The following is a 24,951-nucleotide window of genomic DNA, read 5'->3' as shown; positions in this document are numbered from 1 at the left end:
AACGTTCCCGGAAATCAATTACATATTAGGAAAATTGCCAATTGTGTAATTTTTACACTTAACAAAATTCAAATCTTCGTTTTTTAGGTAAATTATAGGTAAAAATTTAAATATTCTCAAATAAATACCCATATTTTCATATTTCATTAAAGTTAATTTAGCCCTAATAAAACTCATTAAAATTATCTTTTATATAATATTTGCATTTATTACTTCTAAGTGTAAATTAGTGACATGCTGTTTCAGCAAAAATAACAAACCAATTGTATCCGGCATATAATGCCCTATTTTAATTTAAAAACCAAGATGTATATGAGAAAAAATTACTCAAAAAAGTATGTACTCCTATGCGCATTTCTGATGATTTCAGTTATTGCATTTGCGCAAACAGGCGGCATCAAAGGTAAGGTTGTCGACGAAACCAACCTCGCCCTGCCAGGAGCATCTGTTACTGTTGCCGGCACCAGCACAGGAGCCACCACAGACCCTAATGGCAATTATACCATTACCGGCTTAAAACCCGGAAACTATACAGTTACTGCCAAATTTTTAGGCTATTTTTCTATTGAAAAAACTGTAACCGTAGGCAATTCAATAGTTGCTGTTGATTTTGCATTAAAGCCCCAAAACACAAACCTGAATGAAGTAGTTGTTGTTGGATATGGTACCCAAAGGAAAAAGGATCTTACCGGTTCTATTGTATCTGTTAATGCAAAAGATTTTAACCAGGGACCAATAACCACTCCCGAAGCTTTAATTGCCGGTAAAGTTTCAGGTGTTCAAATAACTTCAAACAGCGGTGCACCGGGTGCAGGAAGTACTATCCGCATCCGCGGCGGTGCATCAATAACTGCAAGTAATGATCCTTTGATAGTTATCGATAACGTGCCTGTTAGTAATTCGGGCATTGCAGGCATTGACAATGCGCTGGCCACTATCAATCCAAATGATATTGAATCATTCAATATCTTAAAAGATGCTTCTGCAACAGCCATTTACGGTTCACGTGCATCAAACGGTGTAATTATAATAACTACCAAAAAAGGCAGAGGCGGTAAATTTGCTGTTGATTTTAGCACATTAAATTCCTTATCAAAAATAACTAAGGAAGCACCTGTATTAACTTCGGCTGAGTTCCGTAGTGTAACAAGCAGCCCCCAAGCCGGCTTAACAACCGCTCAAAAAGCGGAGGTAGGAACTGCGAATACCGATTGGCAAAGCCTAATTTATCGCCAGGCCTTCAGTACTGATAATAACATAACCTTTACCGGTGGCATTAAGGGTTTACCATACCGTTTATCAATCGGTTATTTAGATCAGGATGGGATCTTAAAAAGGGATAATTTAAAAAGAACTACAGTAGCCTTAAATTTAAACCACAATTTTTTAGGTGAAAGCTTAAAGGTTGATTTCAATATTAAAGGAACTTACACCGACAGGGAATTTGCAAACCAGGGGGCTATAGGCGCTGCAGTCGGTTTTGATCCAACTCAACCTGTTTACTCGGGGAACAGTAATTATGGCGGATATTTTGAGTGGCTTGACCCAAGCGGTAATGGCAATCCAAACCCATTAGCGCCGCGCAACCCGCTTGGTTTGTTAAATCAGTACCAAGCTAACGGCTACACTAAAAGAACATTGGGAAGCTTAACAGCTAATTATATATTTCCTTTCTTAAAAGAATTACAATTCAATGCAACTTTTGGCGGCGATATTACAGACGGAATGGGCAATACCTACATCCCTCCTACCGCAGCATCAAACTTTATCCAAACCTATAAAGGGCTTTATAGCCAGTATTTTAGTAAAAACTATACTTACAATAACGATTATTACCTGAAATACACCAAGGACTTTAAAGACATTAAGAGCCATTTGGATGTTCAGGCCGGTTATTCATACCAATATTTTCATTTTTATACAAAACCAGAGAATACTTATGCTGCCGATAAAACAAACATAACTACAGCGGCTGCAAATTCTTTTCCAGGTCAATATTATATTGAATCACCTTTCGGGCGTTTAAATTTCACTTTTGATGATAAGTACCTGTTAACCGCTACTATTCGTGATGACCGTTCTTCCAGGTTCTCTGAATTACGCCGCAACGGATATTTCCCTTCAGTGGCACTGGCATGGAGATTAAAGGAAGAGCCATTCTTTAAAGCCATGACCTCGCTGTCTGATCTTAAATTCAGAATAGGTTATGGTATAACTGGTCAGCAGGATCTTGGCTTAGCATACTTTCCATACTTAGCGGTATACGATCCAAGTAATATAAGTGCAGGATATCAATTTGGCAACCCAGGTACATTCATCAATACGCTGCGGGCCGACGCTTATAACACACTTATAAAATGGGAGCAAACAGCAACATCAAACATTGGTTTTGACTATGGCTTTCTTAATGGCAGGATAAACGGAAGCATTGATTATTACTATAAAAAAACCAAGGACTTGTTGTTTGACACCCCTGTTCCGGATGGTACAAATTTAACTAATCACGTGCTGGCAAATATAGGTAATTTACACTCACAGGGTATTGAGTTAAATATCAATGTAAATGCCATCAACACACAGGATATTAACTGGAATATTGGCTACAACGTTTCATTCAACAAGATTGTTGTTGACAATTTATCTGCAACAAAAGATCCCAACCAAATTATTGCTACAGGTGGAATCCCTGGTGGGGTAGGTAATACCATACAATTGTTAAAAGCAGGTTACAGCCCATATGAATTTTATGTTTATCAGCAGGTATATGGCCAAAACGGTATGCCGCTTAACGGAGTGTATGTTGATAGAAACGGCGATGGCAATACAATTAATGATAAATATTTATACAAGCATCCAAACCCTACTGTATTTATGGGCTTTAACTCAAATTTAAGCTATAAAAAATGGAATGTTGGTTTTACAATGCGCGCAAATCTTGATAATTATGTTTACAACGCGGTGCAGGCAAGTAATGGTGCTTATGCAGGTTTAAAATTCCAGGGATATTTAAACAATCTGCCAAACAGCATTTTGAAAACCAATTTCACGCAATACCAGCTTTACTCTGATTATTACGTTGAAAATGCATCATTCCTGCGTATGGATAATGCAAATCTCTCTTATAACTTCGGTAAGATTGCCGGCCTTAACAGCTTCAGGGTAACAGCTAATGTTCAGAATGTTTTTGTAATAACCAATTATACAGGGCTTGATCCGGAAGTATCCAGCGGGATAGATAATAACATATATCCACGTCCCCGTGTGTACTCACTTGGTGTAAATGCATCATTTTAAGAAATTAACATATTATGATAAATAATATAAACATGAAATTAAGAACATTAAAAAAACTGCCATTCGTTATAGTAATGTGTGCAGCAGTTACGATAACTTCCTGTAAAAAGAACCTTACACCCGAGGGTCAGTTAACAACAGCGAACGTTTACAAAGACTTTAATAATTACAAGCAAGTTTTAGCTAAGTTATATACCGCATTTGCCTTGAGCGGACAACAGGGGCCTGCTGGCAATGCGGACGTAGTCGGTATTGATGAAGGTTTCTCAAACTACCTGCGCGAGCTTTTTAACATGCAGGAGCTAACTACCGATGAAGCGCAGATTGTTTGGAACGATGGAACAGTGCATAACCTGCATGATATGACATGGAATTCACAAAATGAGTTTATCAGGGCTATGTATGATCGTATTTTTTACGAAATAGCCTTAGATAATGAGTTTATCCGTCAAACTACTGATGCCCAATTGTCAAAAAACGGGATAACCGGGGATAATCTTGCATTAGCCAAACAATACAGGGCAGAAGCACGCTTTTTAAGAGCATTAGCTTACTATCATGCAATTGATTTATACGGTAGTGTGCCTTTCGTAACTGAAAACGACAATGTTGGCGTGTTTTTCCCTAAACAAAAATCACGTGCTGAATTGTATGCGTATGTTGAAAGTGAGCTAAAAGCAATTGATGGCGATCTTGGCGCACCACGTTTTGAATATGGCCGTGCAGATAAAGCAACAGCCTGGACCCTACTGGCAAAACTATATCTAAATGCACAGGTATATACCGGCACCGGTCACTATACCGAAGCAGTAACTTATGCTAATAAAGTTATAGCTGCAGGTTATACACTTGAGCCAAACTTTAAAAATTTGTTCCTTGCAGATAATAATACATCAAACGAGATCATTTTCCCGATTGAATCTGATGGTACCCATACCCAGGGCTACGGCGGAATGACCTATTTGATCCATGCATCAGTAGGAGGTGCCATGGATCCCGCTGCATTTGGAATTGGCGGCGGCTGGTCCGGTTTACGTACTACACCTCAATATGTATCCTTATTTAGCGATGTAACCGGAAATACAGATAAAAGGGCTTTGTTTTTCACCAACGGCCAAAATTTAGATATTAATGATGAGTATACATTTACTGATGGGTACGCCATTCAAAAATTCAGGAATGTAACATCGGCAGGTGTAAAGGGTTCTGACCCAACCGGTAATTTTCCGGATACTGATTTCCCAATGTTCCGTTTGGCTGACGTTTACCTTATCTACGCCGAGGCAGTTTTGCGTGGCGGAACAGGTGGCGATGCTGGTACTGCACTTAGCTATGTAAATAAAGTACGCACAAGGGCCTATGCTGGAAGTACAACTGGCAATATTACCCAGGGCCAGTTAACCTTGCAATTTATGCTGGATGAACGTGGCAGAGAATTGCTTTTTGAAATGCAAAGAAGAACCGACCTGATCCGTTTCGGTAAATTTACAGGCGATTCATATTTATGGCAATGGAAAGGCGGAGTAAAAGGAGGCACTAGTGTTTCAGCAGATCTGAATATAATGCCTATCCCATCTACAGATATTGTTAACAATCCTACACTGGTACAAAATCCGGGGTATAAATAGCATTTGATTAAGTAAGGTGTTGCAAAACACCTTACTTGTGTTTTGTTTAAAAACTAATTAGAAAAAGAATTATGAAATTGATTTTTACCAAAATTTTTGCATTCAGCAGTATTGCGCTGCTAATGCTCGCATCCTGTAAAAAGGATGAAACCAAGGTGGTAGCCGGTAAAGGCACTAAGGTGGCGTTAACCGCCACGGCAAGTACTATTGTTTTAAGCAGTGCTAATGCCGGGGATAACGCAATATCATTTAAATATACCCCAAGTGATTACGGATTTAAAGCAGCTGTAAGCTATACACTGCAAATTGATGTTAAGGGGAATAATTTTGCAAATAGTAAAGATGTCAGTATATCAGGGTTATCAAAAATATATACCGGTGGCGGGTTGAATACATTGTTGCTTTCAATGGGATTAATTGCCGGTAACCCTGCTCAGTTGGAAACCCGCGTAAAATCAGAGTTGGCAGCTAATGTTGAAACAACCTACTCCAATGTGCTTACTATAACAGTTACGCCATATTTTGATATCCCTGTATATCCATCACTTTATGTTCCGGGTGCTTACCAGGGGTGGTCACCGGCTACTGCGGAAAAGATCGCTTCACCGGCTGACAACAAAATTTATGAAGGCTATGTAAATTTCTCTGATGCTGGTTCACTAGAGTTTAAATACACCAGTGACCCCGACTGGACTCATACCAATTATGGAGATGGTGGCGGCGGTGTATTAAATACAACCGGTGGAAATCTAAAAGTTCCTTCAACAGGCTATTTCCTGTTAAAAGGCAACTTAAATGATAACACGTGGTCAGCTACAAAAACCCAATGGGGTATTATTGGTGATGCTACACCTAAAGGTTGGGATGCCAGCACGGCGCTTACTTACGATGCAACAAGTAAAGTATGGGCAGGTGTTGTGCATTTAACTGCTGGCGGCGCTTGTAAATTCAGGGCTAACGATGCCTGGGATCTAAATCTTGGAGATAATAAGCCAGCTAACGGCGTTTTAAAATACGGTGGCGAAAACATCCCGGTTACTGTAGCCGGCGATTATAAAGTAACGCTTAATTTAAGCCATGCAGGGTATTATTATTATAATTTATTAAAGCAATAAAACAGGATTGATTGAAAGTCCCGCTTGGTTAAAACCAGCGGGACTTTTTATTAGCAATCATCCTAATATAGCGTAATCACCCAAACAATCAGTGTGATCATCCCCAAAAAAAATGGTTCACAATTCACTCCCATGAACTATGAACCATCATTTATAAGCTAAAGAAGAACTACCTGCTCTTTATGTCAACATACTCCCTGTTAACGGCGCCCACATAGATCTGGCGCGGGCGGCCAATAGGCTCTTTGTTTTCTTTCATTTCCTTCCACTGCGCAATCCAGCCCGGTAAACGGCCCAATGCAAACAATACGGTGAACATATCGGTAGGGAAGCCAAGCGCACGGTAAATAATACCCGAATAAAAATCAACATTAGGATACAGCTTACGCTCAACAAAATATGGATCTTTCAACGCTACTTCTTCCAGCTTTTTAGCTATCTCAAGCACTTCATCATCCATACCAAGTTTTTCTAAAATATCATCACATGCCTTTTTAATGATCTTTGCACGCGGATCAAAGTTTTTATATACGCGGTGTCCAAATCCCATTAAACGGAAAGGATCGTTTTTATCCTTAGCTTTTGCTATCCATTTATCGGTATCTCCCCCATCCTCTTTTATCTTCTCAAGCATTTCAATCACCGCCTGGTTTGCACCGCCATGCAGCGGGCCCCATAATGCCGAGATCCCCGCCGAAACTGATGCATAAATATTTGATTCGGACGAGCCTACAATACGCACAGTTGAGGTAGAGCAGTTTTGCTCGTGATCTGCATGTAATATCAGCAGCGTGTTCATTGCGCTAACTATTACCGGGTCTATCTCAATTTGCTCTGTACGCTGCCCGAAGGTCATATACAGGAAATTGGTTACATAATCGTATTTATTCTGAGGGTAAATAAGCGGATGTCCCAGTGATTTTTTATAGATCCATGAAACAACGGTAGCCATTTTAGCAAGCATTTTAATAATGCTTAAATGAAGCTCCTCCCGGGTTTGCAGAGATTTTAATGATTCAGGGTAAAATGCTGACAATGCACAAACCAACGATGACAGCTGCCCCATGGGATGAGCCTTTGAGGGGAAACCATCAAAAAACTTTTTCATATCCTCATGTACCAGCGTATGCCTGCTTATTTCGTACTGAAAATTGCTCAAATCCTTTTCTGTAGGCAGCTCGCCATGGATAAGCAGGTAGGCAACTTCAATAAAACTTGATTTTTCGGCAAGTTGTTCTATCGGGTAGCCGCGGTATTTTAATATCCCTTGTTCACCATCTAAAAATGTAATTGCGCTTTTTGTTGCGCCTGTGTTTTTGTAGCCGGTATCAAATGTTACATAACCGGATTGGTCCCTTAATTTTGAAATATCAATAGCTTTTTCACCTTCGGTACCTTCAATTACAGGAAGATCATAAGTTTTATCGCCAATTTTTAATTGTGCTGTCTCCGACATAGGAAAATATTTTATTTGCAACAAATGTAGCGAAATCTACGTACTAATAGCCCTTAAGATGATTGACAATTTGTAAAATTTTCATGCCATATCATTCTTAATTGATAATATTTTTTGAACAACTACCTATAGCCGATCTAAAAAAACATTAGTATGTCCCTAAGAAGCAGATTGCTTTTAATTATACAAAGTGATAATACCATTAATCAATTATTACTCATTGGGCTGTTTATTGCAAGCCCCGCGCTTCATTACCTGTGTTTTTATAATTCGTTCGATCCTTTGTGGCTGCGTTTAATTAGCAGCGCACTTTGTTTAATAGCCCTGGGCTTTTCATTTTACCAATCTAAATTTCTCAGCGCAGCAAGCCAATATTTAACTATTATATCTTTTTTAGTAATCAATAATGGCCTTTTATTAAATAAAAATGGATTTGAACATGTTTACCTGTTTAGTTCAATAACCATTTTTATAGCTCTTACCTTGTTTTGTAAAAAAAGATGGGAATTTGCAGCAATATGCTCACTTAATTTAATAGCTACAGTTATAGCCTATATTGCTGCACCCAGGCTATACATATCATTAACTGTACTGGTAGTTTTATTGCTAACATTTACATTTATTGCTCATGTATCGTTTTTAGTTATGACGGCTTATAAGCTAAGGTTTAAAAAAGCTTTGCGCAATGTTATTGATTTGAATAAAAGCCTGGTAAATAATGATGAAGAATTGCGCCGGAGTGGTAAAAAACTTGATGCCCTTATCAATTCATTAAATGATGTAATTTTTGAATTTGATGAAAATAAAATCTGTTTGAATACCTGGTTCAGCAGAATAGAGGGACGGGTAATTGACCCGGAAACGTGTATAGGTAAAAGGCTGAGCGAGGTTTTGGGAGATGAAAAGGCCAAAAAGTTTGATGATGCAATGGATCATGTCCTAAAGCATCGCGAGCCAGTTTCAATAACCTATCCTTCTGATTTTGGAACCGGGCGTTGGTTTGTGGCCAAATTAGCGCCGGTATATGACCAGAGCGGTAATTATACCTCGCGGATCTCCGCATCGGTTACTGATATATCTGAACAGAAAAAATATGCTGATGCTTTGAAAGAAAGTGAGAGCTTGCTACTTGAAGCCCAGTCAATTGCTAAAACAGGCAACTGGTATTTTGACCTTACAACCAGGGAAACATTTTTGTCTGAAAGCTTATATAAAATTTTGGAAGTTGAAGGTATACCTGAGAATATAGAAAAGTTTGAATATTATTTAAACCTGGTCCATCCGGACGACCGTGAGGGAGCTCATGCTTATTTTACCAATATTTATGAATTAGGCAAAGATGAATTTGAGCATAAATTAATCACACCGGGCGGTAAATTAAAGTATATAAAAATATTAAAAGGCGAACTGTTAAAAGACAGCGAAGGCAGCGTAAAACGTATTATTGGTATTTTACAGGATATTACTGAAACCAAACTATCAGAAAAGAGAATAAAAGTTAGTCAGACAGAGCTATTAGAAGCCCAGGTTATAGCCAAAATAGGAAACTGGAAATGGGATATCCTCTTAAATAAGTTGACGTGGAGTGACGAGATAAATAACATTTTCGAAATTGATCGAAAAACTACTGACGAAAATAGTTTCATCAAATTGTTAGTGAAATATGCCCACTCCAATGACAGGCCCATCCTTAAAAAGCATTTAAAAGATATCTCAAACATTACCAATACATCATATGAATACAGGATAGTTACAACAAGCGGAAATGTTAAGTACCTGAGTGTTATTGTCGGCAAATTATTACGGCGTGATGATGGCTCTGTGCGTAAAGTTATTGGCACTATACAGGATATAACCGATCGTAAGCAAGCTGAAATAGATTACAAGAGAACTGAAAATAAATATAAGCTGGTATTAGAAACCATTAAACTGCCGGCTATATCTGTTGACAAATATGGAAATCTGATTTTTTGCAATAAGTTTATGTCTCATATTCTTGGTTATGATCAAAACGAAATATTGGGGTTAAACTGGTTAGAAAATTTTTTACCGGAGGATCAAAAGAACGGCTTGTCAAAATGGTTTATTAATGGGAGTTTTGAAGCCCAGTATATTAGTTCTGTAATATGCCGTAATGGAGAACTGCGTAATATTAGCTGGCAAAACACGGTAAGCTATGATGAAAATGGAAATATAAAGGAAGTTACCAGTATTGGAGAGGATATAACCTTAAGGCAAAGGGCTACCCAGGCTTTAATTTCGGCAAAAGAAGAAGCCGAGAAATCATCGCATTTTAAATCGGAGTTTTTATCCATCATGAGCCATGAGATCAGGACACCAATGAACGCGGTAATTGGCACTACCAACCTGTTGCTGAGCGAGAATCCCTCGCCCGAACAGTTGGAATACTTAAACATACTCAAATTTTCCGGCGAGAATCTGTTAGCTATTATAAATGATATTTTAGATTATAATAAAATTGAGGCAGGGAAACTGGAGCTTAATTTATTACCGTTTAATATACTAAATCTGACCCAAAAAATAAAGCAGTCGTTTTATGCCAGGGCAGCTGAAAAAGATCTCGAAATAGATCTATTTGTAGACCCTGCCATTCCTGAATATCTAATTGGTGACCAAATAAGACTTGGCCAGGTAATAAATAACCTGTTAAGCAATGCCGTCAAATTTACACACGAAGGGAGAGTTAGTATTCATCTTAATAAAGAAACAATTAATAACCAACAGGTTAAGGTTAAATTTACCATTGCCGATACCGGGATAGGCATAGCAGCAGAAAATCTTGCTCTTATATTTGATCCGTTTATGCAGGAGTCGCAAAACCATGATAACGATTATGGAGGCACGGGTTTAGGGCTGGCTATTACAAAACGTTTAATTGAGCTGCATCAAAGTAATATTTCGGCGCTAAGTGAGCCCGGCAGAGGTACACAGTTCTCATTTTCCATCGCATTTAACATAGGCAGCCAAATACAAAATAATGAGTTGATATCGCTTGCTAACATTAACCTGGAGCGCAGCTTACAGGGAATGCGGATACTTGTTGTTGATGATAACAAAATGAATTTGATGATAGCATCCAAATTCCTTAAAAAATGGCAGGTAGAAGTTGACGAAGCTATTAGCGGCGAGATTGCAATAGAGATGGTTAAAAACAATAGCTACGATCTGATTATAATGGACTTGCAAATGCCTGTAATGGATGGGTTTCAAGCAACACGGATAATAAGAAAAACAAACCCGGATATCCCTGTTATAGCCCTAACTGCTGATGCCATGCCAGAAACACATAATAAGGCCCTGGCAGCCGGCATGTGCGGCTATTTAACCAAGCCTTTTGTTCCTGATACATTGTATGAGAAAGTTGCAGGGCACTATGTAACTGTAGTTGATTAAGTTGATTGGGGTGAAATTAGTTGATTGAGTTGAATAGGTTGGATTGAGTGATTAAGTTAAACTATTTAATAACGTTACAACATTATAATTTTCTAAACTTTCAATTAACCTATTCAACTCAATTAATCTAACTTAATCTAACTTAATTAACCTATTCAACTTAATCTAACTCAATCCAACTTAATCTAACTCAGTCAACTTAATCAACCAATCAACTCAATTAGACCTTATCGCTTCAACAGGATCAAGCCGGGCAGCAAAATAAGCCGGAATAATACCTGATATTATACCAATTCCGATTGACAGGCTAACGCCAAAAATTATATTTGAAATATCAAGTACAACCTGTATATCTGCCGCTGCTTTAACAGCTGCTGTTGCTCCAAAAACCATACTAAGCCCAATTATCCCACCCATTAAACATAAGACTACAGATTCGATCAAAAACTGCAGCAATATGAAATAGTTTTTGGCCCCCAATGATTTTTGGATCCCTATTATATTGGTGCGTTCCTTAACCGAAACAAACATAATATTAGCAATACCAAAACCACCAACTAAAATTGAAAAAAGGCCTATAACAAAACCTACCTTTTTTAATACGCCAAAAACTATATCCAATTGATTAGAGAGTATGGTAGTTTTATTTAAAGCAAAATTATCTTCTATTCCGGGCCCTAAACGGCGGATAGAACGCATTAACCCTCTTACTTCGCTTTCAACTTCCAAATCACTTATGCCGTTCTTTCCGCGTACAACTATCTGGGGATTGTAATTTGCATTTTGTACATCAATAACGTTTTTGGCAAAGTTTAAAGGCAATAAAATTTCTTTATCATCAGAAATTCCTAAAATGTCCTTCCCTTCCTTTTTAAAAACACCAATTACGGTAATATTGCGGCCCATTATTTTTAATTGCTTACCAACGGCTCCCCCATTGGGGAAAAGATCAGTAGCAATATCATGCCCAATTACAGTAACCGGGCTGCCCGCGCGTGATTCCATTTCGGTAAAATACCGCCCATCTTCAAAATCAAAGTTCCATGTTTTATCATGATCATGCGATGTTGCATCAATTTGGGCGCCATCAACCGTATTACTTTGGTACTTTACAATACGGTTATCAATATTTATTTCATATGAAACAGCAAGGGCTGTTTGGCTGCGCTTCTGCAGCTCATCATATTCCCGTAATTTAGGGGTAGGTCGTTGCAGGTATTTCCACCAGGGTGAGTCTTCATTATTTACCCAGGGCCATTTTTGTATGTAAATACTGTTGCTGCCCAGTTTATTTACACTTTTTTGCAGGTTATTTTTCAAAGTATCAACAGCCGAAAAAACGGAAATGATAGTAAATATCCCGATGGTAACACCAAGCAATGACAGAAAAGTACGCAGCTTATTTTGCCTTAACGCGTCGTAAGCAAACAGAAAGCTTTCCCTGAAAAGTTTTAAAAATATCATTTGAGTTTTTTTGAATTCACCGATTTTACTTTTTTGAATTCACCGATTATTGAGTGATTTCACAGATACCTGCTTGGATTTCACTAATGATAACGTGTGATAACCAAGGTTTGATAATTTTAGACTGCCAGAATTCAGTTAAGTTACATTATTTCAAACTTATATTAAAAATTGGTGTAATAAATAAGCAAACTATACAATCATTAAAACAATCACAACCAATTGGTGCGATCATTAATTAATCGGTATAATCATTGCTAACAAAAAATCAGGAAAAATAGTAAAAAAAAGCTTACATTTGCGCCCTTGAAAATTCATATCATTTAACATGAAATTATCTCAATTTAAATTCAATCTGCCCGAATCATTAGTTGCCCACACCCCCGCCGGCATTCGCGATGAATCAAAATTAATGGTTTTACATCGTGATTCAGGCAAAATTGAGCACAAAATATTCAAAGATGTATTGGATTATTTTGATGATAAGGACGTAATGATCCTTAACAACACCAAAGTATTTCCGGCACGCATGTACGGTAATAAAGAAAAAACCGGTGCAACAATTGAAGTTTTTTTATTACGCGAATTAAATAAAGAACTTAGGTTATGGGATGTTTTGGTTGACCCGGCCCGTAAGATCCGCGTAGGTAACAAATTATATTTTGGTGATGATGACCTTTTAATTGCCGAAGTAGTTGATAATACAACATCACGCGGTCGCACTATCCGCTTTTTATTTGATGGTACCGACGAAGAATTCCGCAAAAATGTGGAGATCTTAGGTGAAACACCTCTGCCAAAATATATAAAACGCAAAGCAACCTCCGAAGATAAGGAGCGTTACCAAACCATTTTTGCAAAACATGAAGGTGCGGTTGCAGCACCTACAGCTGGTTTACACTTTAGCCGCGAGCTGATGAAACGCCTTGAACTTAAAGGTATTGAATTTGCCGAAGTTACCCTTCACGTAGGTTTAGGTACTTTTCGCCCGGTAGAGGTTGAAGATCTTACCAAGCATAAGATGGACTCTGAACAGTTTATTATTGAAGAGAAGCAGGCAAATATTGTAAACAAGGGCATTGAACGTAAAAGCCGGATCTGTGCGGTTGGTACAACATCTATGCGCGCCATTGAATCTGCAGTATCTGCAAATAAAACACTGAAACCAGCAAATGACTGGACCAGCAAGTTTATTTTCCCGCCTTATGATTTTAGCATTGCCAATTCAATGATCACCAATTTCCATATGCCTGAATCAACCTTATTGATGATGGTTTCTGCTTTTGGAGGCTTTGAAAACGTGATGAATGCCTATGAAGTTGCAGTAAAAGAAAAATATCGTTTTTACAGCTATGGCGATGCCATGCTGATCATTTAATTTCGGAAGCCGGAAGTTCGATTTCGGAATTATAGAAGAAAAGGCCTCTTTAAATTTAAGGGGCTTTTTCATTTTTGCTTATTTAAGATTGATTTATAGCTTTGACTAAGAATGACTTCAGAAAATCTCAAATCTCAAATCTCAAATCTCAAATCTTTCGCAATCATAGTTGCCGGCGGTTCAGGCACCCGGATGCAATCAGTAGTCCCAAAACAATTTTTGTTGTTGTGCGGAAGGCCGGTCTTAATGCATACCATTGAAGCTTTTCATTTCTCAACTGTTAAACCAACCATTATTTTAGTACTTCCGGCTGAGTACCATGCCTATTGGTCGCAACTTTGTACCGACTACAACTTTAAGATCCCTCACCAATTGGTAACAGGGGGCGAAACGCGCTTCCACTCGGTAAAAAACGGGCTTGATGCAATAGATAATGATGTTAATTCGCTGATAGCAGTGCATGACGCTGTCAGACCTTTGATCAGCAGCAAAATTATAGAAAAGGCATACTTATATGCCGCCGAAAGCGGCAACGCCGTTACGGCCGTTAAAAGCCGCGATTCGGTGAGGTTAATGAGAAACGGGATTTCGAAAAGTTTAAGGCGTGAGGATGTTTACCTGGTGCAAACGCCGCAAACATTCCAATCGGCACAAATAAAAAACGCGTACCTGCAATCATATAATACAAAATTTACTGATGATGCCAGTGTTGTTGAAGAAACAGGCGTAGAAATTCACCTTGTGGAAGGAAGTTATCAAAATATAAAGATCACTTTCCCGGAAGATATTCTAATTGCAGAGATAATTTTGAAGAGTCAATAGTCCATGGTCCATAGTCGATAGCAGAATAATTCAAACTATGGACTATGGACCATTTTGAAGAGTCGATAGTCCATGGACCATGGTCGATAACAGAATAATTCAAACTATGGACTATGGACCATTGTCTATGGACTTAAAGAACTATGCCCTCCTGATAATTCCTAAAAGCAATGCAATTACTGCAATTACTAAAAGAACGTGAATAATGCCACCGCCAACAGGGTAAATGAAAAAACCAAAGATCCATCCTATTACCAGGATAACTGCGATTAAATAAAGTAGACTTCTCATATTTGTAAAGTTTTAGTTGATTATGTTGTTTACATCTTAACCAAAACCATTCCAAAAAGGGGACGGAACAAAAAAACCCTGCTTAGCAAGGTTTTTCATTGATTACAAGTACTTTAATATTCGTCCTCGTTAAAAAAGAAGTCATCCTTTGTAGGGTAATCAGGCCATATCTCTTCAATATTTTCGTAAGGCTCACCATCATCCTCCAATGCTTGTAAGTTTTCAATAACCTCAACAGGTGCTCCCGAACGGATAGCATAGTCAATCAATTCGTCTTTTGTTGCAGGCCAGGGTGCATCTTCCAGGTGCGATGCCAGTTCAAGTGTCCAATACATATTCTCTTATTTATTTTTATTCGGTAAATTTAATTTTTCGCAAAAGTATAATATTTTTTATTCGATTATCAATATTTTTTCGCATTTAATTGAAAATGGTTGATTAGGTTGGTAAAGTTAGATTGAGTTGATTAAGTTACCCGGCTTATACACGTTCATTAACTCAATCAACCACCCTTCTAATCAACTTAATCAACTCCCCATCCTCGGGATCCATTGATTTTCAGGTATTTTATTTTCGTTGCCAATTTTCCGGGCTAAAGTGAACAGATAATCGCTCAGCCTGTTCAAATAAATATTAACTTTTTCATCTACGGCACTTTCTTCGGCCAGGTGCACCGTTATTCTCTCGGCCCTGCGGCATACGCAACGTGCAATGTGGCAATAAGAAATAGTGCTGCTTCCTCCAGGCAAAATAAAATGCCTTAACTCGGGCAATTGCTCATTCATACTATCCATTTCCTGCTCAAGCAATTCAATATCGGCTAAGTAGAGGTCGGGTATTATCATTCTTGATTTTTCAGGGTCGGCAGCAAGTGACGATCCGATGGTAAAAAGCCTGTCCTGTATTTGTTTCAATATTTCTTTATCATGTAACGCAATATCCTGGTCACTTATTAGTCCAATATATGAATTGAGCTCATCAACTGTTCCATAACTTTCAATACGAATATGGTGCTTTGCAACACGCGTACCGCCAATTAATGATGTAAGGCCTTTATCGCCTGTTTTTGTGTAAATCTTCATTTTAATTTCGGATGTTCGTTTTCGAATTTAGGATTTTGATTTTGGATGTTCGTGTTTTAAACGTAAAAGTTTACAAAGTTTCCATAATAGAAACACTACCCGGTTTTAAACGTTATACAAAATTAATCACCAAATTTGGTGCTGATTTCCGAATATCTCTATTTGATCATAATCTTTGAAAAAACAAATCATCGTGAAAAAGCCCCTGTTCATAATATCCCTCTTTTTACTTGCTGCTATAACATTATTAAGCTTAAAATGTGTTGGCACAAATGATAAAGCTGCGGCAAATAACAATCAGCCCCATAAAATGGCCGTAACAAGTTTTTTAAATGAGTCGCAATTTAATGCCCTATTCCCTCAACGCGATAAATTTTACACTTATGCAGCATTTATAAAAGCATTAAAAGAAATGGGCCTGGTGTCAGTTAAAATAACCAGGCGCGGGGTTTCAATTTACCAGTTTATCCGCACAGATAAAAGTACCGGCAAAGCAGATGTTATACGCCAGGATGAAGATTGGAATGAGGACTGGGCCAAAAAGAAACCGGATAGCAGCTATGTTATTGATTATGGGAATTTTTGCGTGGAAAAAGATCTGCAAACCAATAAAAAAGAACTGGCTGCCTTTTTTGCAAACATAGCGCATGAAACCCGCCATGGAGAAAACGGCAAATACGATGATGGTTTAATGTTTATACATGAAAGTAATACGTCATTACCCTACTTAGCTGATAATGACACTTACCCTGCCGTGCCGGGTAAAAAATATTATGGCCGCGGGCCATTGCAATTAAGCTATAATGGCAACTATGGCTATGCGTCTGATTGTATTTTTGGCGATAAAAAAATATTGCTCAACAATCCCGACCTGGTTGAGACCAACCCGGTAGTTGCTTTTAAAACTGCTATTTATTTTTGGATGACCCCGCAAACAGCCAAACCATCAGCACATGATGTTATGATAGGCAAATGGCAGCCAAATACTGCTGATAAAGCTGCAAACCGCATACCCGGCTTTGGTATGACCATTAATATTATAAACGGCGGGGTTGAATGTAATAAAGGTGAAAACATATTCAGCATGAATGATAGAATTGGCTTTTACCAACATTTTCTAAAGAGTTTTGGTATTAGCGATGATAATTGCGCCTGCTCATGCGGCAAGATGAAAGCGTATTGATTTCAGATGTTCGATGTCGGATTTTTATGCATTGCTTTAATTAGCTATCATTATAAAATGAAATACCTCCTTTTTTTCTGCTTTATAGTTTCGTGTTCATTTTCGGTATCCGGTCAAACCAAGGCTCAAAATTTCAAAAGCATACAACTGCAAAACCCTGATTTGTCGGGCAAGGAATTAAAGAGCCAATTGATCCATTATAATTTCTCAGGGCTGTTTACTCAAACGGATAATTCAGTGGTTTATGGGTTTATCGGGAGGGACTATCAGCGCATCCGTATTAAGCTTATTAATGTAACCAAAGATAAGGTTGCAAACACTTATAAAATTTATGGTAAATCAATGGTGAAGGATAACATTTGCGATTTCTATGGTACAATAACAATCTCAAACATTAGAAAATTTAAAGTTACCTCAAACGGTGTTGATGATGTGTACAAAAACGCTGGCATAAAAGGCCAGTTTGTTATTTTTGGCGATTATATTTTTTCAGAAAACAAAAATCAAAAGCACGCGGGAACCTTTAAAGGTGTTGTGGCGTCAAGGTTTTATATAGATAGATACAACAATATAAAATACGATGATATAGATTCCGTTTCCGATAGCTTTACAAACAACCAGTTTGTTGGTGAATGGACCGCCTATAAAGGCACGTTAACCGAAAGGTGCAATTGGGGCGATTTTAGAATTCCTGACTCTGGCGATTTGGATATTGGAACCGGCGAGTTTTCGCCGAATGAAAAATACTTAAAGAATGGATGGAAAAATATTGGCTCAATTCCACCTAAAGCTAAATGGTAAATCAAACTGCGAGCTTTAATTAAAGCTCAATACTTCATACTGTAAAAGAACAGTTTAGTTGTATTGAGCTTTATCTGTATTACGGTTAGTTATTTAGTTTGATCATATCCATGGTTAGCTTCTTTTCTTTCTTAAAGTAGTTTACCTGCAGTACATGATTTGTTTTGGCCCTAAGTAAACGCGAAAAGGTTGCTTTTTCATTTTTAACAGGGATCTTATCAATAGATAGCTTTCCATTATTGTACTTTATTTGCCCAAAGTTTTGAGTTTTTTTGGCATCGGCATCAAGTCTGTCATAGTCAACAAAGCTAAAGGTAATGTTAGCATTATCTTCACTTTTTATAGTGTACATGTAATCCATCCAGCCCAATGAACTTGCAACAGTAGCTAAAAGATAAGGAGATAAGAGGCCCAGGTAAGAAGGGAATACAGGAGTGGTGCCCTTAGCTTTAGGTATTTCTTTGGCTTGTAATATATTTCCATCCAAATCATATTCCAAAACCAACATATTTTCTAATTGTAATTTTACAGTGCCGCTCCCCCTGGCACCAAATAATGACATTGCCAGCCCACCGGCATCCACAGCTTTTTTAAATTTCTCGGATATTACCAGGTTTGAGTTTTTGTTGGTTCTAACAATATCATGTATATATAGATAATATCCATCTTTTAACTGATGGTCTTCAATCGGTAAATATTTACCTAAAGTTTCCTCAAAAGTTTTGAAATTACTTTTCAAAAGCTTTCCGGTTTTATCAAATTCTAAAAAGGCCATGCCATCCGGGGCCTTGGTAAATGTTTTTGTAGTTTTATAATTCAATCCTATAACTATAACTTTTCCGTCTTCAAAAATAGCATTAATGGGCACCACATGATTGTCATCAAACTCTGTTGATACATCAAATAACTGACTACCGTTTTTTGTATTGTTTGCTAATATCGTATGCTGGGTTTTGGTATTATACATTCCTTTTTCAACACGGGCAACAGCTGTTAAGATCATATCTTCATTCCCGTTTAAAAATGTTGGTATCATGAATTTCGACTTACCTTCCGGCTCGTAAGTTTGCTGCCATGTTTTTTGAGAACTTCCGTTAGCATAGCTTACAATAAAAGCATCATTAGGGTCATTAAAAGTATAATCAACAAAGCCGTTATTATTTAAAATGTTTATATCGGGATTTACCATTTGCCGATAAATTTGATATTTAGAATTACTGTTTGGCTTATAATTAATTTTCAAAGGGTTTGATGCTACTTCCTTAGCTTCCTGGTTGTAAACCTTTAATTCAAATGTCCGGTTTTTATCATCATAAAATTTAAAGCAATAGTTATTTCCATCGTACCCGCTGCTTACCAATTCCCAATCTTTGGGCCCTGTAATTTCTTTTGTACCCAGGTCATTTAAATTTTCGTCCAATAAATTTAGCCTGTAAATGATGTTTTTTTTATCTGCCTTGTCAAATTCATAAAAACTGAAGTAGCCTTTTACAACATTGTTTTGGGTGATGGCTCCAATGTTGCGGACAGTTACATTTTTCACCTCATTAAAGGCTTTTGTAACGTTTTGCGTAAACCCCTTTAAACTTAAAAGGGCGAAAAAAATAATTAGTAGTTTAAATTTCATAATTGATTAGGGTATAAGGATTTTGTTAGTTTTTAGAAATTGTGATTAAAAGCTTATTGTTTTGATAATAGGTGTTTGTAATCTCATTCAAATTTTCCAGGCTTAAGTTATCAAGCAATTTAAGCAGTACGGCATATTGATCATTATCATAGCTTGAAACATACTGATTATTAACCACTTCGTACAGGGTATGAGCTTTGAAATGCTTGCCTAAAGATAGCATTGTGTTATAGGTTGCTGTTTTTATATAGGTATTTGATGGAAAAACGCTATTATTTTGAATAAGCTGGTACAAATACAAGCCCAGGTTATCCAAATCTTTTGAATATTCAGCTTCATCAAAAAGGGCTACCTTTTTTACTTGAGTTAATTTTTGCGTATTCCCAACCAAAAAGTCGATCCCTGGTTTAGGCCTGCTCCAAAAAAAAGATTCCATAGCAATTTTTCTTTTCGCACAATCAGGGTGAGTTTTTAAAGAGTCTGTTATTTCTTTTTTCTCTGCTGCTCCGAAACTCATTTTCTTTTCAGGTTTTAGCCAGTTTTCATCTAAACCTATGTTCTCCTGTTCAAAAAAAGCGTGAATGGTACAAGCAGTTGTTTTGGTTACTGCTGAGTCTAAAAAGTTAAAAATCGCGGGGATTGCTTGAGCGCTATAACTTGTATTACTAAACAAAAGCATACCTAAGGAGTCTGCTGCACTTTCTTGTGAGCGGCTATGCTTTCTGCGGTCAAAAACATCGTTTACAAGCAAATTTTCCAATTGCTTTTTAGTGTTATATTTCTGCTTTTCTATATGCTTAAGCTGCTCCAAAAATTCAGGAGAATTATATTTTTCTAACTGCCTTACCAATGCGGTGTTTACATGCTTAAGTAAAACATGCCCCAGTTCATGACAAAAAACCATTGCTAACTGGCTCTCATTTTCCATAAGCCCAACCAACCCTAAGTTGCAAACAATGGTACCATCCTCATAACTGTAAGCATTAACGATTGAGGTACGATCTACAAAAAAATGAAACCTGTTTTTATCCAATGAATTTTTCTCAAGGATATGATTGAAGATCGAGTTCAAATAAGGATAGGCTATCGTATCAAACAAAAAACCTTTTTCATTTAACCTTTTTATTAATTCGGTATTTTTTTCGTTGATGAATTCCTGATATGTTTTTTGTGTTTTCTTGTTTAAAAAGAGTGCGTTTTCTTCGCTTATCTTTTGTAAAAAAGCTGTATAACCTTTAATATTTTTATAGGCATAGGTAACATTTTGCGCAGAGGCTTGAAACATTAAGCTTAGCAGCAATAAAAAGGAAAGAAAAATGTGAAAGCAGTTAAGGTATCTTGTCAATGTATAGCAATGAAACATACGATTGATCATATATTTCATTTGCCAACAAAAATATCATATTATTTGAAATTCCGGCAGTAAATTTTATACTTGTAATGGCAACGCATAACCAGCGGCTTTTAACTTTAAACTATAATACCTTGAACTATCCATTTGATACCACCGGGCTCTGTTCAGAAGAAATAGACAGGTTTCATGATGCCTACCAGGCTCTTAAATCAAAATTTCATATAGAATTTACCGGTGAAATTGATTTTCATCTGGAGCAATTTGAAGTGTTTAAACACTATATTGACGTTAAAGTAAGAGACTCATACGTAATAAAACATGAGAATAATGATAGCTACGTTCTTTTTGTAGAGAATCAATTAAGAAATTTGGGCAGGGGCCATATCAGTGAAACCTGTGAATACCAAACCTGGGCGCTGGCTTATTTAAAGCATGACTTTGGTCGCATATTAATAAGGCGTGAAACTCTTGCAGATAAAATAATTGAGCTGATCCATCCTGTTGAGCTGGATTTTGCGGAGGATAAAGCCTTTAGTGACACTTTTTATGTATTGGTTAATGACCATGAAAAAGCTATTACCGGGATAAACCGCAATTTTCGCAATGTTGTAATGGATATAAGGGAAGATGATTTTGTAATAGAGATAGTTGAGCATACGCTTATTATAGGTAATTGCAAACCTGTATCGCCTGAAAAAGTTATTTATATGGCCGAATTTATATCAAGGTTATGTGCAATCTGCGATTAACGTTATTAAAGCTTAGTAAATGAAACTTTCAAACAAATTTATTTGATTGAAAATAAATAATATATCAGATCATATATTCCTGATATATTATAATTAATTTAGAAAACCAAACCTTATACTTTAATAATACCTAATCCAAACACATAATTACTACGCAAATGAAAAAGTTAACCAGAAACGAACTAAAAAATGTAAAAGGCGGTTTACAGGACCCGCCACCAGGATGCTTTTGTTTTATCCCGGAAGGTGGCCCGGACCCTGGGTCTCCGGCAGGTGGTTTAGATCCGGATTGTAATTTAGGCTCCAATCCCGGATTGTATTGCCCTACCGACCAGCTTTTAGGATGCTGCTGAGGTGAACCAACATAAGCTTTGTCAGCTTTTTAAAAAAAATGACAAAGTTTAAATTACTCCCGCTGAATTAATTTATATTATGTATTATGGTTATTATACGCCGTGAGCCAAATATGAATCTATTTAGCCTGGCTCTCTTTTGTAGGTACTTCAGCTATTTCTTTAAGTGCTGGGTTATCCCTGTCAACAGTTTTTATGTTAGGATTTGCGTAATCATTTTCAATCAGGCCGTCACGCATCCGTACAATCCGGTGGGCATGCAATGCAATATCCTCTTCATGAGTTACTAATATAATGGTATTGCCTTTGGCATGAATGTCTTCCACCAATCCCATTATTTCAATTGATGTTTTGGTATCAAGATTACCTGTAGGCTCATCAGCCAATATAATTGAGGGGTCATTAATTAATGCACGGGCCACTGCCACACGCTGGCGTTGCCCTCCCGAAAGCTCATTAGGCTTATGATCCATACGATTGCCTAAGCCTACATTCTCTAAACTTTTTTTCGCACGCGCCCGCCTGTTTTCTTTATTAATACCGGCATAAACAAGCGGAAGGGCTACATTGTCTAAAGCGGTATTACGTGGCAGCAGGTTAAACGTTTGAAACACAAAGCCTATCTCCGTATTTCTAACTTCAGCCAGCTCATTATCCGTCATGTGGCTAACACCAATCCCATTTAAAATATATTCGCCTTTGGTTGGTGTATCCAGGCATCCCAGGATATTCATCAGGGTTGATTTGCCTGAGCCTGAAGGCCCCATCAGCGCAACAAACTCTCCCTTATTAATAGTTAACGAAACAGATTTAAGGGCATGAATTATTTCAGTACCAATAACATATTTACGTCCGATATCTTTAAGGGTGATAAGTGGTTCCATATTTTTTCTTGATTTGACTGTAGCAGGGTATGTTTTGTTACACTTTTTTTAGTCCGAAAGTCGGAAAAGTCCGAAAGTTCGTAAGATTTTTCCTGTTTGAATATCTAATCGCTTCATTTTGACCCAAAAAGCTTAATGCCCAGCTTCATGCCAAACCGCTTTTTTCTGTCTTTACTGACTTTCGGACTTCAAATCTATCACTTTCGCCACTAAAAAATAATCATCATCATGTTTAGGGGCATTTTGCAGGGCTTCCTGGTGCGTTATCTGCTGTTTTACAACATCTTCTCTTAAAACATTTACCTCATTGGTCATGTAAATAAGCGGTTCAATTCCCGACGTATCAATTTCATTAAGCTTGGCCATAAAATCCAGGATCTTGCTCATATCCTTTATCATCTCTTGCTTTTCATCGCCGCTAAGCTCCAGCCTGGCAAGATGTGCTATTTTATCAACTGTTTCCTGATCAATGGTCATGCTGCTCCCAATTTTTGATTAATAATTTCGTAAACCTCGTCTCTTAATGTGTCGGCATCATCTACCGTTAAATGGGCCGTTTCAATGGGTTTGTGTACAAATATATCACAAATGCCCGGTCTGCTGCCATATTCATTCCCGGTATCCCATAAAATTTTCCAGGTATTAAGCGATGTTATGGGAACAACAGGCACTTTTAATTCAATTGCAAGGCGAAAGGCCCCGTTTTTAAAGGGGTACAATACAGGCGGATACTCTTCAGGAATAGTGGCTTCGGGGAAAATAACTACGCTCACACCATCCTTTAACCTTTCTGCTGCTGTTTTAAAAGCCCTGAATGATGACATTTTACTATCCCTGTTAACAGTAATATCTATTGTTCTGAAAAAGAAACCAAGCACCATATTGCTTAATAACTCCTCCTTACCAATAAAGCAATGATTATTTTTTGCCGCCAGGTTAATAGCCGAAACATCAAGATTTGATGTATGATTACCACAGATAATATAAGTACGCTTCCAATCAACAGCAACCTCATAATCAATGTTAAAAAATATGCCCGAAACAACGGTGCTGTAAAAAATAATAAATCGCCTGAATCCGTTGATATACTTAAACCGTGATTGTTTTTGAGAAAGAAAATACAAAATTGGCCGAACCAATAGAAAAAAGAAAGCTACACTATACCTGTAAAAATGGGTATGCATTCTTTTTAAAATGATTTTCATAGGCATCAAAAATAAAAAAGTTAGAATAAGTTAATTGGGTTGGATTAAGTTGATTAGGTTTTAATTGTCCCGCTCATTCAACTTAATAAACCTAATAAACTTAATCAACTAATTCTATTATTAATTATATCATAAACTTCATCCTTCAATTTATCAGCGTCATCTTCTGTTAAATGCGCTGTTTCTATTGGTTTATGTACATGAAATTTACAGATCCCCGGCCTTGTGCCATATTTTGTCCCATCGTCCCAAAGCTTTTTCCATGTGTTTGATGATGAAACAGGTATAATAGGAATTTTATAATCGATAGCCAGTTTGAACGGGCCATTTTTAAACTCGTGCAAGGTTGGCGGATAATCATCACTTATCCCCCCCTCCGGGAAAATAATAAGTGTAGTGCCTTGCTTAAGTTTTTCTGAGGCCTTTTTAAAAGCCCTGTATGATGACATTTTACTATCACGGTTTACCGGGATATCCACCGAACGGAAAAATAAGCCAGTTACCAGTTCGTCTTTTAGCTCTTCTTTCCCCATAAAGCTGTAATCGCTCTTTACCAATATGCACATGGCCGAAATATCAAGACTTGAGGTATGATTGGGGCATACAATGTAAGTTTTGCTCCAATCTATAGCCTGTTCATATTCAAAGCGATAAAAAAAACCAACAAGAGCTGAGCTGATAATGGCCCAAATGCGCCTGAACCGGTTTATGTTCCGGTAGCGGGATGGTTTACGTGAGAAGTAATAAAATAGTGGCCAGAATAAAAAGTAAGATAAAGCAACGCTTAATACATATATATAAACGTGTACCTTCTTTAAGATCAATTTCATCACCATCAAAAATATAAAAAT

The 24,951-nt window shown here is 37.4% G+C and carries 21 protein-coding genes; 10 read left to right on the top strand and 11 right to left on the bottom strand.

Annotated features, from left to right (window positions below):
* Positions 1-312: 312 nt before the first annotated feature.
* The 3 genes from JWQ54_RS00665 to JWQ54_RS00655 all read left to right on the top strand — a co-directional run bounded on the left by JWQ54_RS00665 (position 313) and on the right by JWQ54_RS00655 (position 6,037).
* Positions 313-3,294: a SusC/RagA family TonB-linked outer membrane protein gene (locus JWQ54_RS00665; RefSeq protein WP_299578799.1), complete on the top strand. Its 2,982-nt coding sequence runs from the start codon at positions 313-315 to the stop codon at positions 3,292-3,294.
* Positions 3,295-3,326: 32 nt separating this feature from the next.
* Positions 3,327-4,922 carry a RagB/SusD family nutrient uptake outer membrane protein gene (locus JWQ54_RS00660; RefSeq protein ID WP_299578798.1) on the top strand — a complete coding sequence of 532 codons (1,596 nt, stop codon included), beginning with the start codon at positions 3,327-3,329 and terminating at the stop codon, positions 4,920-4,922.
* Positions 4,923-4,993: 71 nt separating this feature from the next.
* Positions 4,994-6,037: a SusE domain-containing protein gene (locus tag JWQ54_RS00655; RefSeq protein ID WP_299578795.1), complete on the top strand. Its 1,044-nt coding sequence runs from the start codon at positions 4,994-4,996 to the stop codon at positions 6,035-6,037.
* Positions 6,038-6,206: 169 nt separating this feature from the next.
* Here the strand turns inward: JWQ54_RS00655 and JWQ54_RS00650 are convergent, their stop codons facing one another.
* A complete protein-coding gene (locus JWQ54_RS00650; protein WP_299578793.1) occupies positions 6,207-7,493 on the bottom strand; it encodes a citrate synthase in 1,287 nt (428 codons plus the stop codon).
* 153 nt (positions 7,494-7,646) lie between these two features.
* Between JWQ54_RS00650 and JWQ54_RS00645 the strand changes: the two genes are divergently transcribed.
* Entirely contained in the window at positions 7,647-10,907 is a 3,261-nt protein-coding gene (locus JWQ54_RS00645; protein ID WP_299578791.1) for a PAS domain S-box protein, read from the top strand.
* Positions 10,908-11,123: 216 nt separating this feature from the next.
* Here JWQ54_RS00645 and JWQ54_RS00640 read toward each other — a convergent pair whose 3' ends face one another.
* On the bottom strand, positions 11,124-12,371 hold the full coding sequence (locus JWQ54_RS00640; protein ID WP_299578789.1) for an ABC transporter permease: 1,248 nt from the start codon (positions 12,369-12,371) through the stop codon (positions 11,124-11,126).
* Positions 12,372-12,699: 328 nt separating this feature from the next.
* On the opposite strand from JWQ54_RS00640, the gene queA reads away from it, so the two are divergent.
* Positions 12,700-13,749, top strand: coding sequence for a tRNA preQ1(34) S-adenosylmethionine ribosyltransferase-isomerase QueA (queA, locus tag JWQ54_RS00635; RefSeq protein WP_299578787.1), 1,050 nt, complete (start codon positions 12,700-12,702; stop codon positions 13,747-13,749).
* A 111-nt stretch (positions 13,750-13,860) separates the two neighbouring features.
* A complete protein-coding gene (locus tag JWQ54_RS00630) occupies positions 13,861-14,571 on the top strand; it encodes a 2-C-methyl-D-erythritol 4-phosphate cytidylyltransferase (protein ID WP_299578785.1) in 711 nt (236 codons plus the stop codon).
* A 141-nt stretch (positions 14,572-14,712) separates the two neighbouring features.
* Here JWQ54_RS00630 and JWQ54_RS00625 read toward each other — a convergent pair whose 3' ends face one another.
* The 3 genes from JWQ54_RS00625 to JWQ54_RS00615 all read right to left on the bottom strand — a co-directional run bounded on the left by JWQ54_RS00625 (position 14,713) and on the right by JWQ54_RS00615 (position 15,944).
* Positions 14,713-14,862 carry a lmo0937 family membrane protein gene (locus tag JWQ54_RS00625; protein WP_299578783.1) on the bottom strand — a complete coding sequence of 50 codons (150 nt, stop codon included), beginning with the start codon at positions 14,860-14,862 and terminating at the stop codon, positions 14,713-14,715.
* A 113-nt stretch (positions 14,863-14,975) separates the two neighbouring features.
* On the bottom strand, positions 14,976-15,197 hold the full coding sequence (locus tag JWQ54_RS00620) for a DUF2795 domain-containing protein (RefSeq protein ID WP_002996718.1): 222 nt from the start codon (positions 15,195-15,197) through the stop codon (positions 14,976-14,978).
* Between the two features lie 192 nt (positions 15,198-15,389).
* A complete protein-coding gene (locus JWQ54_RS00615) occupies positions 15,390-15,944 on the bottom strand; it encodes a cob(I)yrinic acid a,c-diamide adenosyltransferase (RefSeq protein WP_299578781.1) in 555 nt (184 codons plus the stop codon).
* 193 nt (positions 15,945-16,137) lie between these two features.
* Here JWQ54_RS00615 and JWQ54_RS00610 point away from each other — a divergent pair, with 193 nt between their 5' ends.
* Both JWQ54_RS00610 and JWQ54_RS00605 read left to right on the top strand, forming a co-directional pair.
* Positions 16,138-17,127 carry a chitinase gene (locus JWQ54_RS00610; protein ID WP_299578779.1) on the top strand — a complete coding sequence of 330 codons (990 nt, stop codon included), beginning with the start codon at positions 16,138-16,140 and terminating at the stop codon, positions 17,125-17,127.
* A 57-nt stretch (positions 17,128-17,184) separates the two neighbouring features.
* Positions 17,185-17,928 carry a hypothetical protein gene (locus tag JWQ54_RS00605; RefSeq protein ID WP_299578777.1) on the top strand — a complete coding sequence of 248 codons (744 nt, stop codon included), beginning with the start codon at positions 17,185-17,187 and terminating at the stop codon, positions 17,926-17,928.
* 85 nt (positions 17,929-18,013) lie between these two features.
* Here the strand turns inward: JWQ54_RS00605 and JWQ54_RS00600 are convergent, their stop codons facing one another.
* Complete coding sequence (locus tag JWQ54_RS00600) at positions 18,014-19,555, bottom strand: DUF6770 family protein (RefSeq protein WP_299578775.1); 1,542 nt, start codon at positions 19,553-19,555, stop codon at positions 18,014-18,016.
* 25 nt (positions 19,556-19,580) lie between these two features.
* Positions 19,581-20,840, bottom strand: a complete 1,260-nt coding sequence (locus tag JWQ54_RS00595) for a M48 family metallopeptidase (protein WP_299578774.1) — start codon at positions 20,838-20,840, stop codon at positions 19,581-19,583.
* 200 nt (positions 20,841-21,040) lie between these two features.
* On the opposite strand from JWQ54_RS00595, the gene JWQ54_RS00590 reads away from it, so the two are divergent.
* Together JWQ54_RS00590 and JWQ54_RS00585 are read left to right on the top strand one after the other, a co-directional pair.
* On the top strand, positions 21,041-21,658 hold the full coding sequence (locus JWQ54_RS00590) for a hypothetical protein (protein ID WP_299578772.1): 618 nt from the start codon (positions 21,041-21,043) through the stop codon (positions 21,656-21,658).
* 158 nt (positions 21,659-21,816) lie between these two features.
* Positions 21,817-22,011, top strand: coding sequence for a hypothetical protein (locus tag JWQ54_RS00585; RefSeq protein WP_299578770.1), 195 nt, complete (start codon positions 21,817-21,819; stop codon positions 22,009-22,011).
* A 119-nt stretch (positions 22,012-22,130) separates the two neighbouring features.
* Here the strand turns inward: JWQ54_RS00585 and JWQ54_RS00580 are convergent, their stop codons facing one another.
* The 4 genes from JWQ54_RS00580 to JWQ54_RS00565 form a co-directional block, all read right to left on the bottom strand.
* Positions 22,131-22,895 carry an ABC transporter ATP-binding protein gene (locus tag JWQ54_RS00580; protein WP_299578768.1) on the bottom strand — a complete coding sequence of 255 codons (765 nt, stop codon included), beginning with the start codon at positions 22,893-22,895 and terminating at the stop codon, positions 22,131-22,133.
* Between the two features lie 171 nt (positions 22,896-23,066).
* Positions 23,067-23,372, bottom strand: a complete 306-nt coding sequence (gatC, locus tag JWQ54_RS00575; protein ID WP_299578766.1) for an Asp-tRNA(Asn)/Glu-tRNA(Gln) amidotransferase subunit GatC — start codon at positions 23,370-23,372, stop codon at positions 23,067-23,069.
* Entirely contained in the window at positions 23,369-24,100 is a 732-nt protein-coding gene (locus JWQ54_RS00570) for a 1-acyl-sn-glycerol-3-phosphate acyltransferase (RefSeq protein WP_299578764.1), read from the bottom strand. The genes gatC and JWQ54_RS00570 overlap by 4 nt, the downstream gene beginning before the upstream one ends.
* 104 nt (positions 24,101-24,204) lie before the next feature.
* A complete protein-coding gene (locus tag JWQ54_RS00565; RefSeq protein WP_299578762.1) occupies positions 24,205-24,930 on the bottom strand; it encodes a 1-acyl-sn-glycerol-3-phosphate acyltransferase in 726 nt (241 codons plus the stop codon).
* Positions 24,931-24,951: the final 21 nt, after the last annotated feature.

It is taken from the genome of Mucilaginibacter sp. (genome assembly GCF_028288225.1).
In the GTDB taxonomy this organism is placed as follows: Bacteria; Bacteroidota; Bacteroidia; order Sphingobacteriales; family Sphingobacteriaceae; genus Mucilaginibacter.
This window is presented reverse-complemented; position numbering and strand designations above follow the sequence as displayed.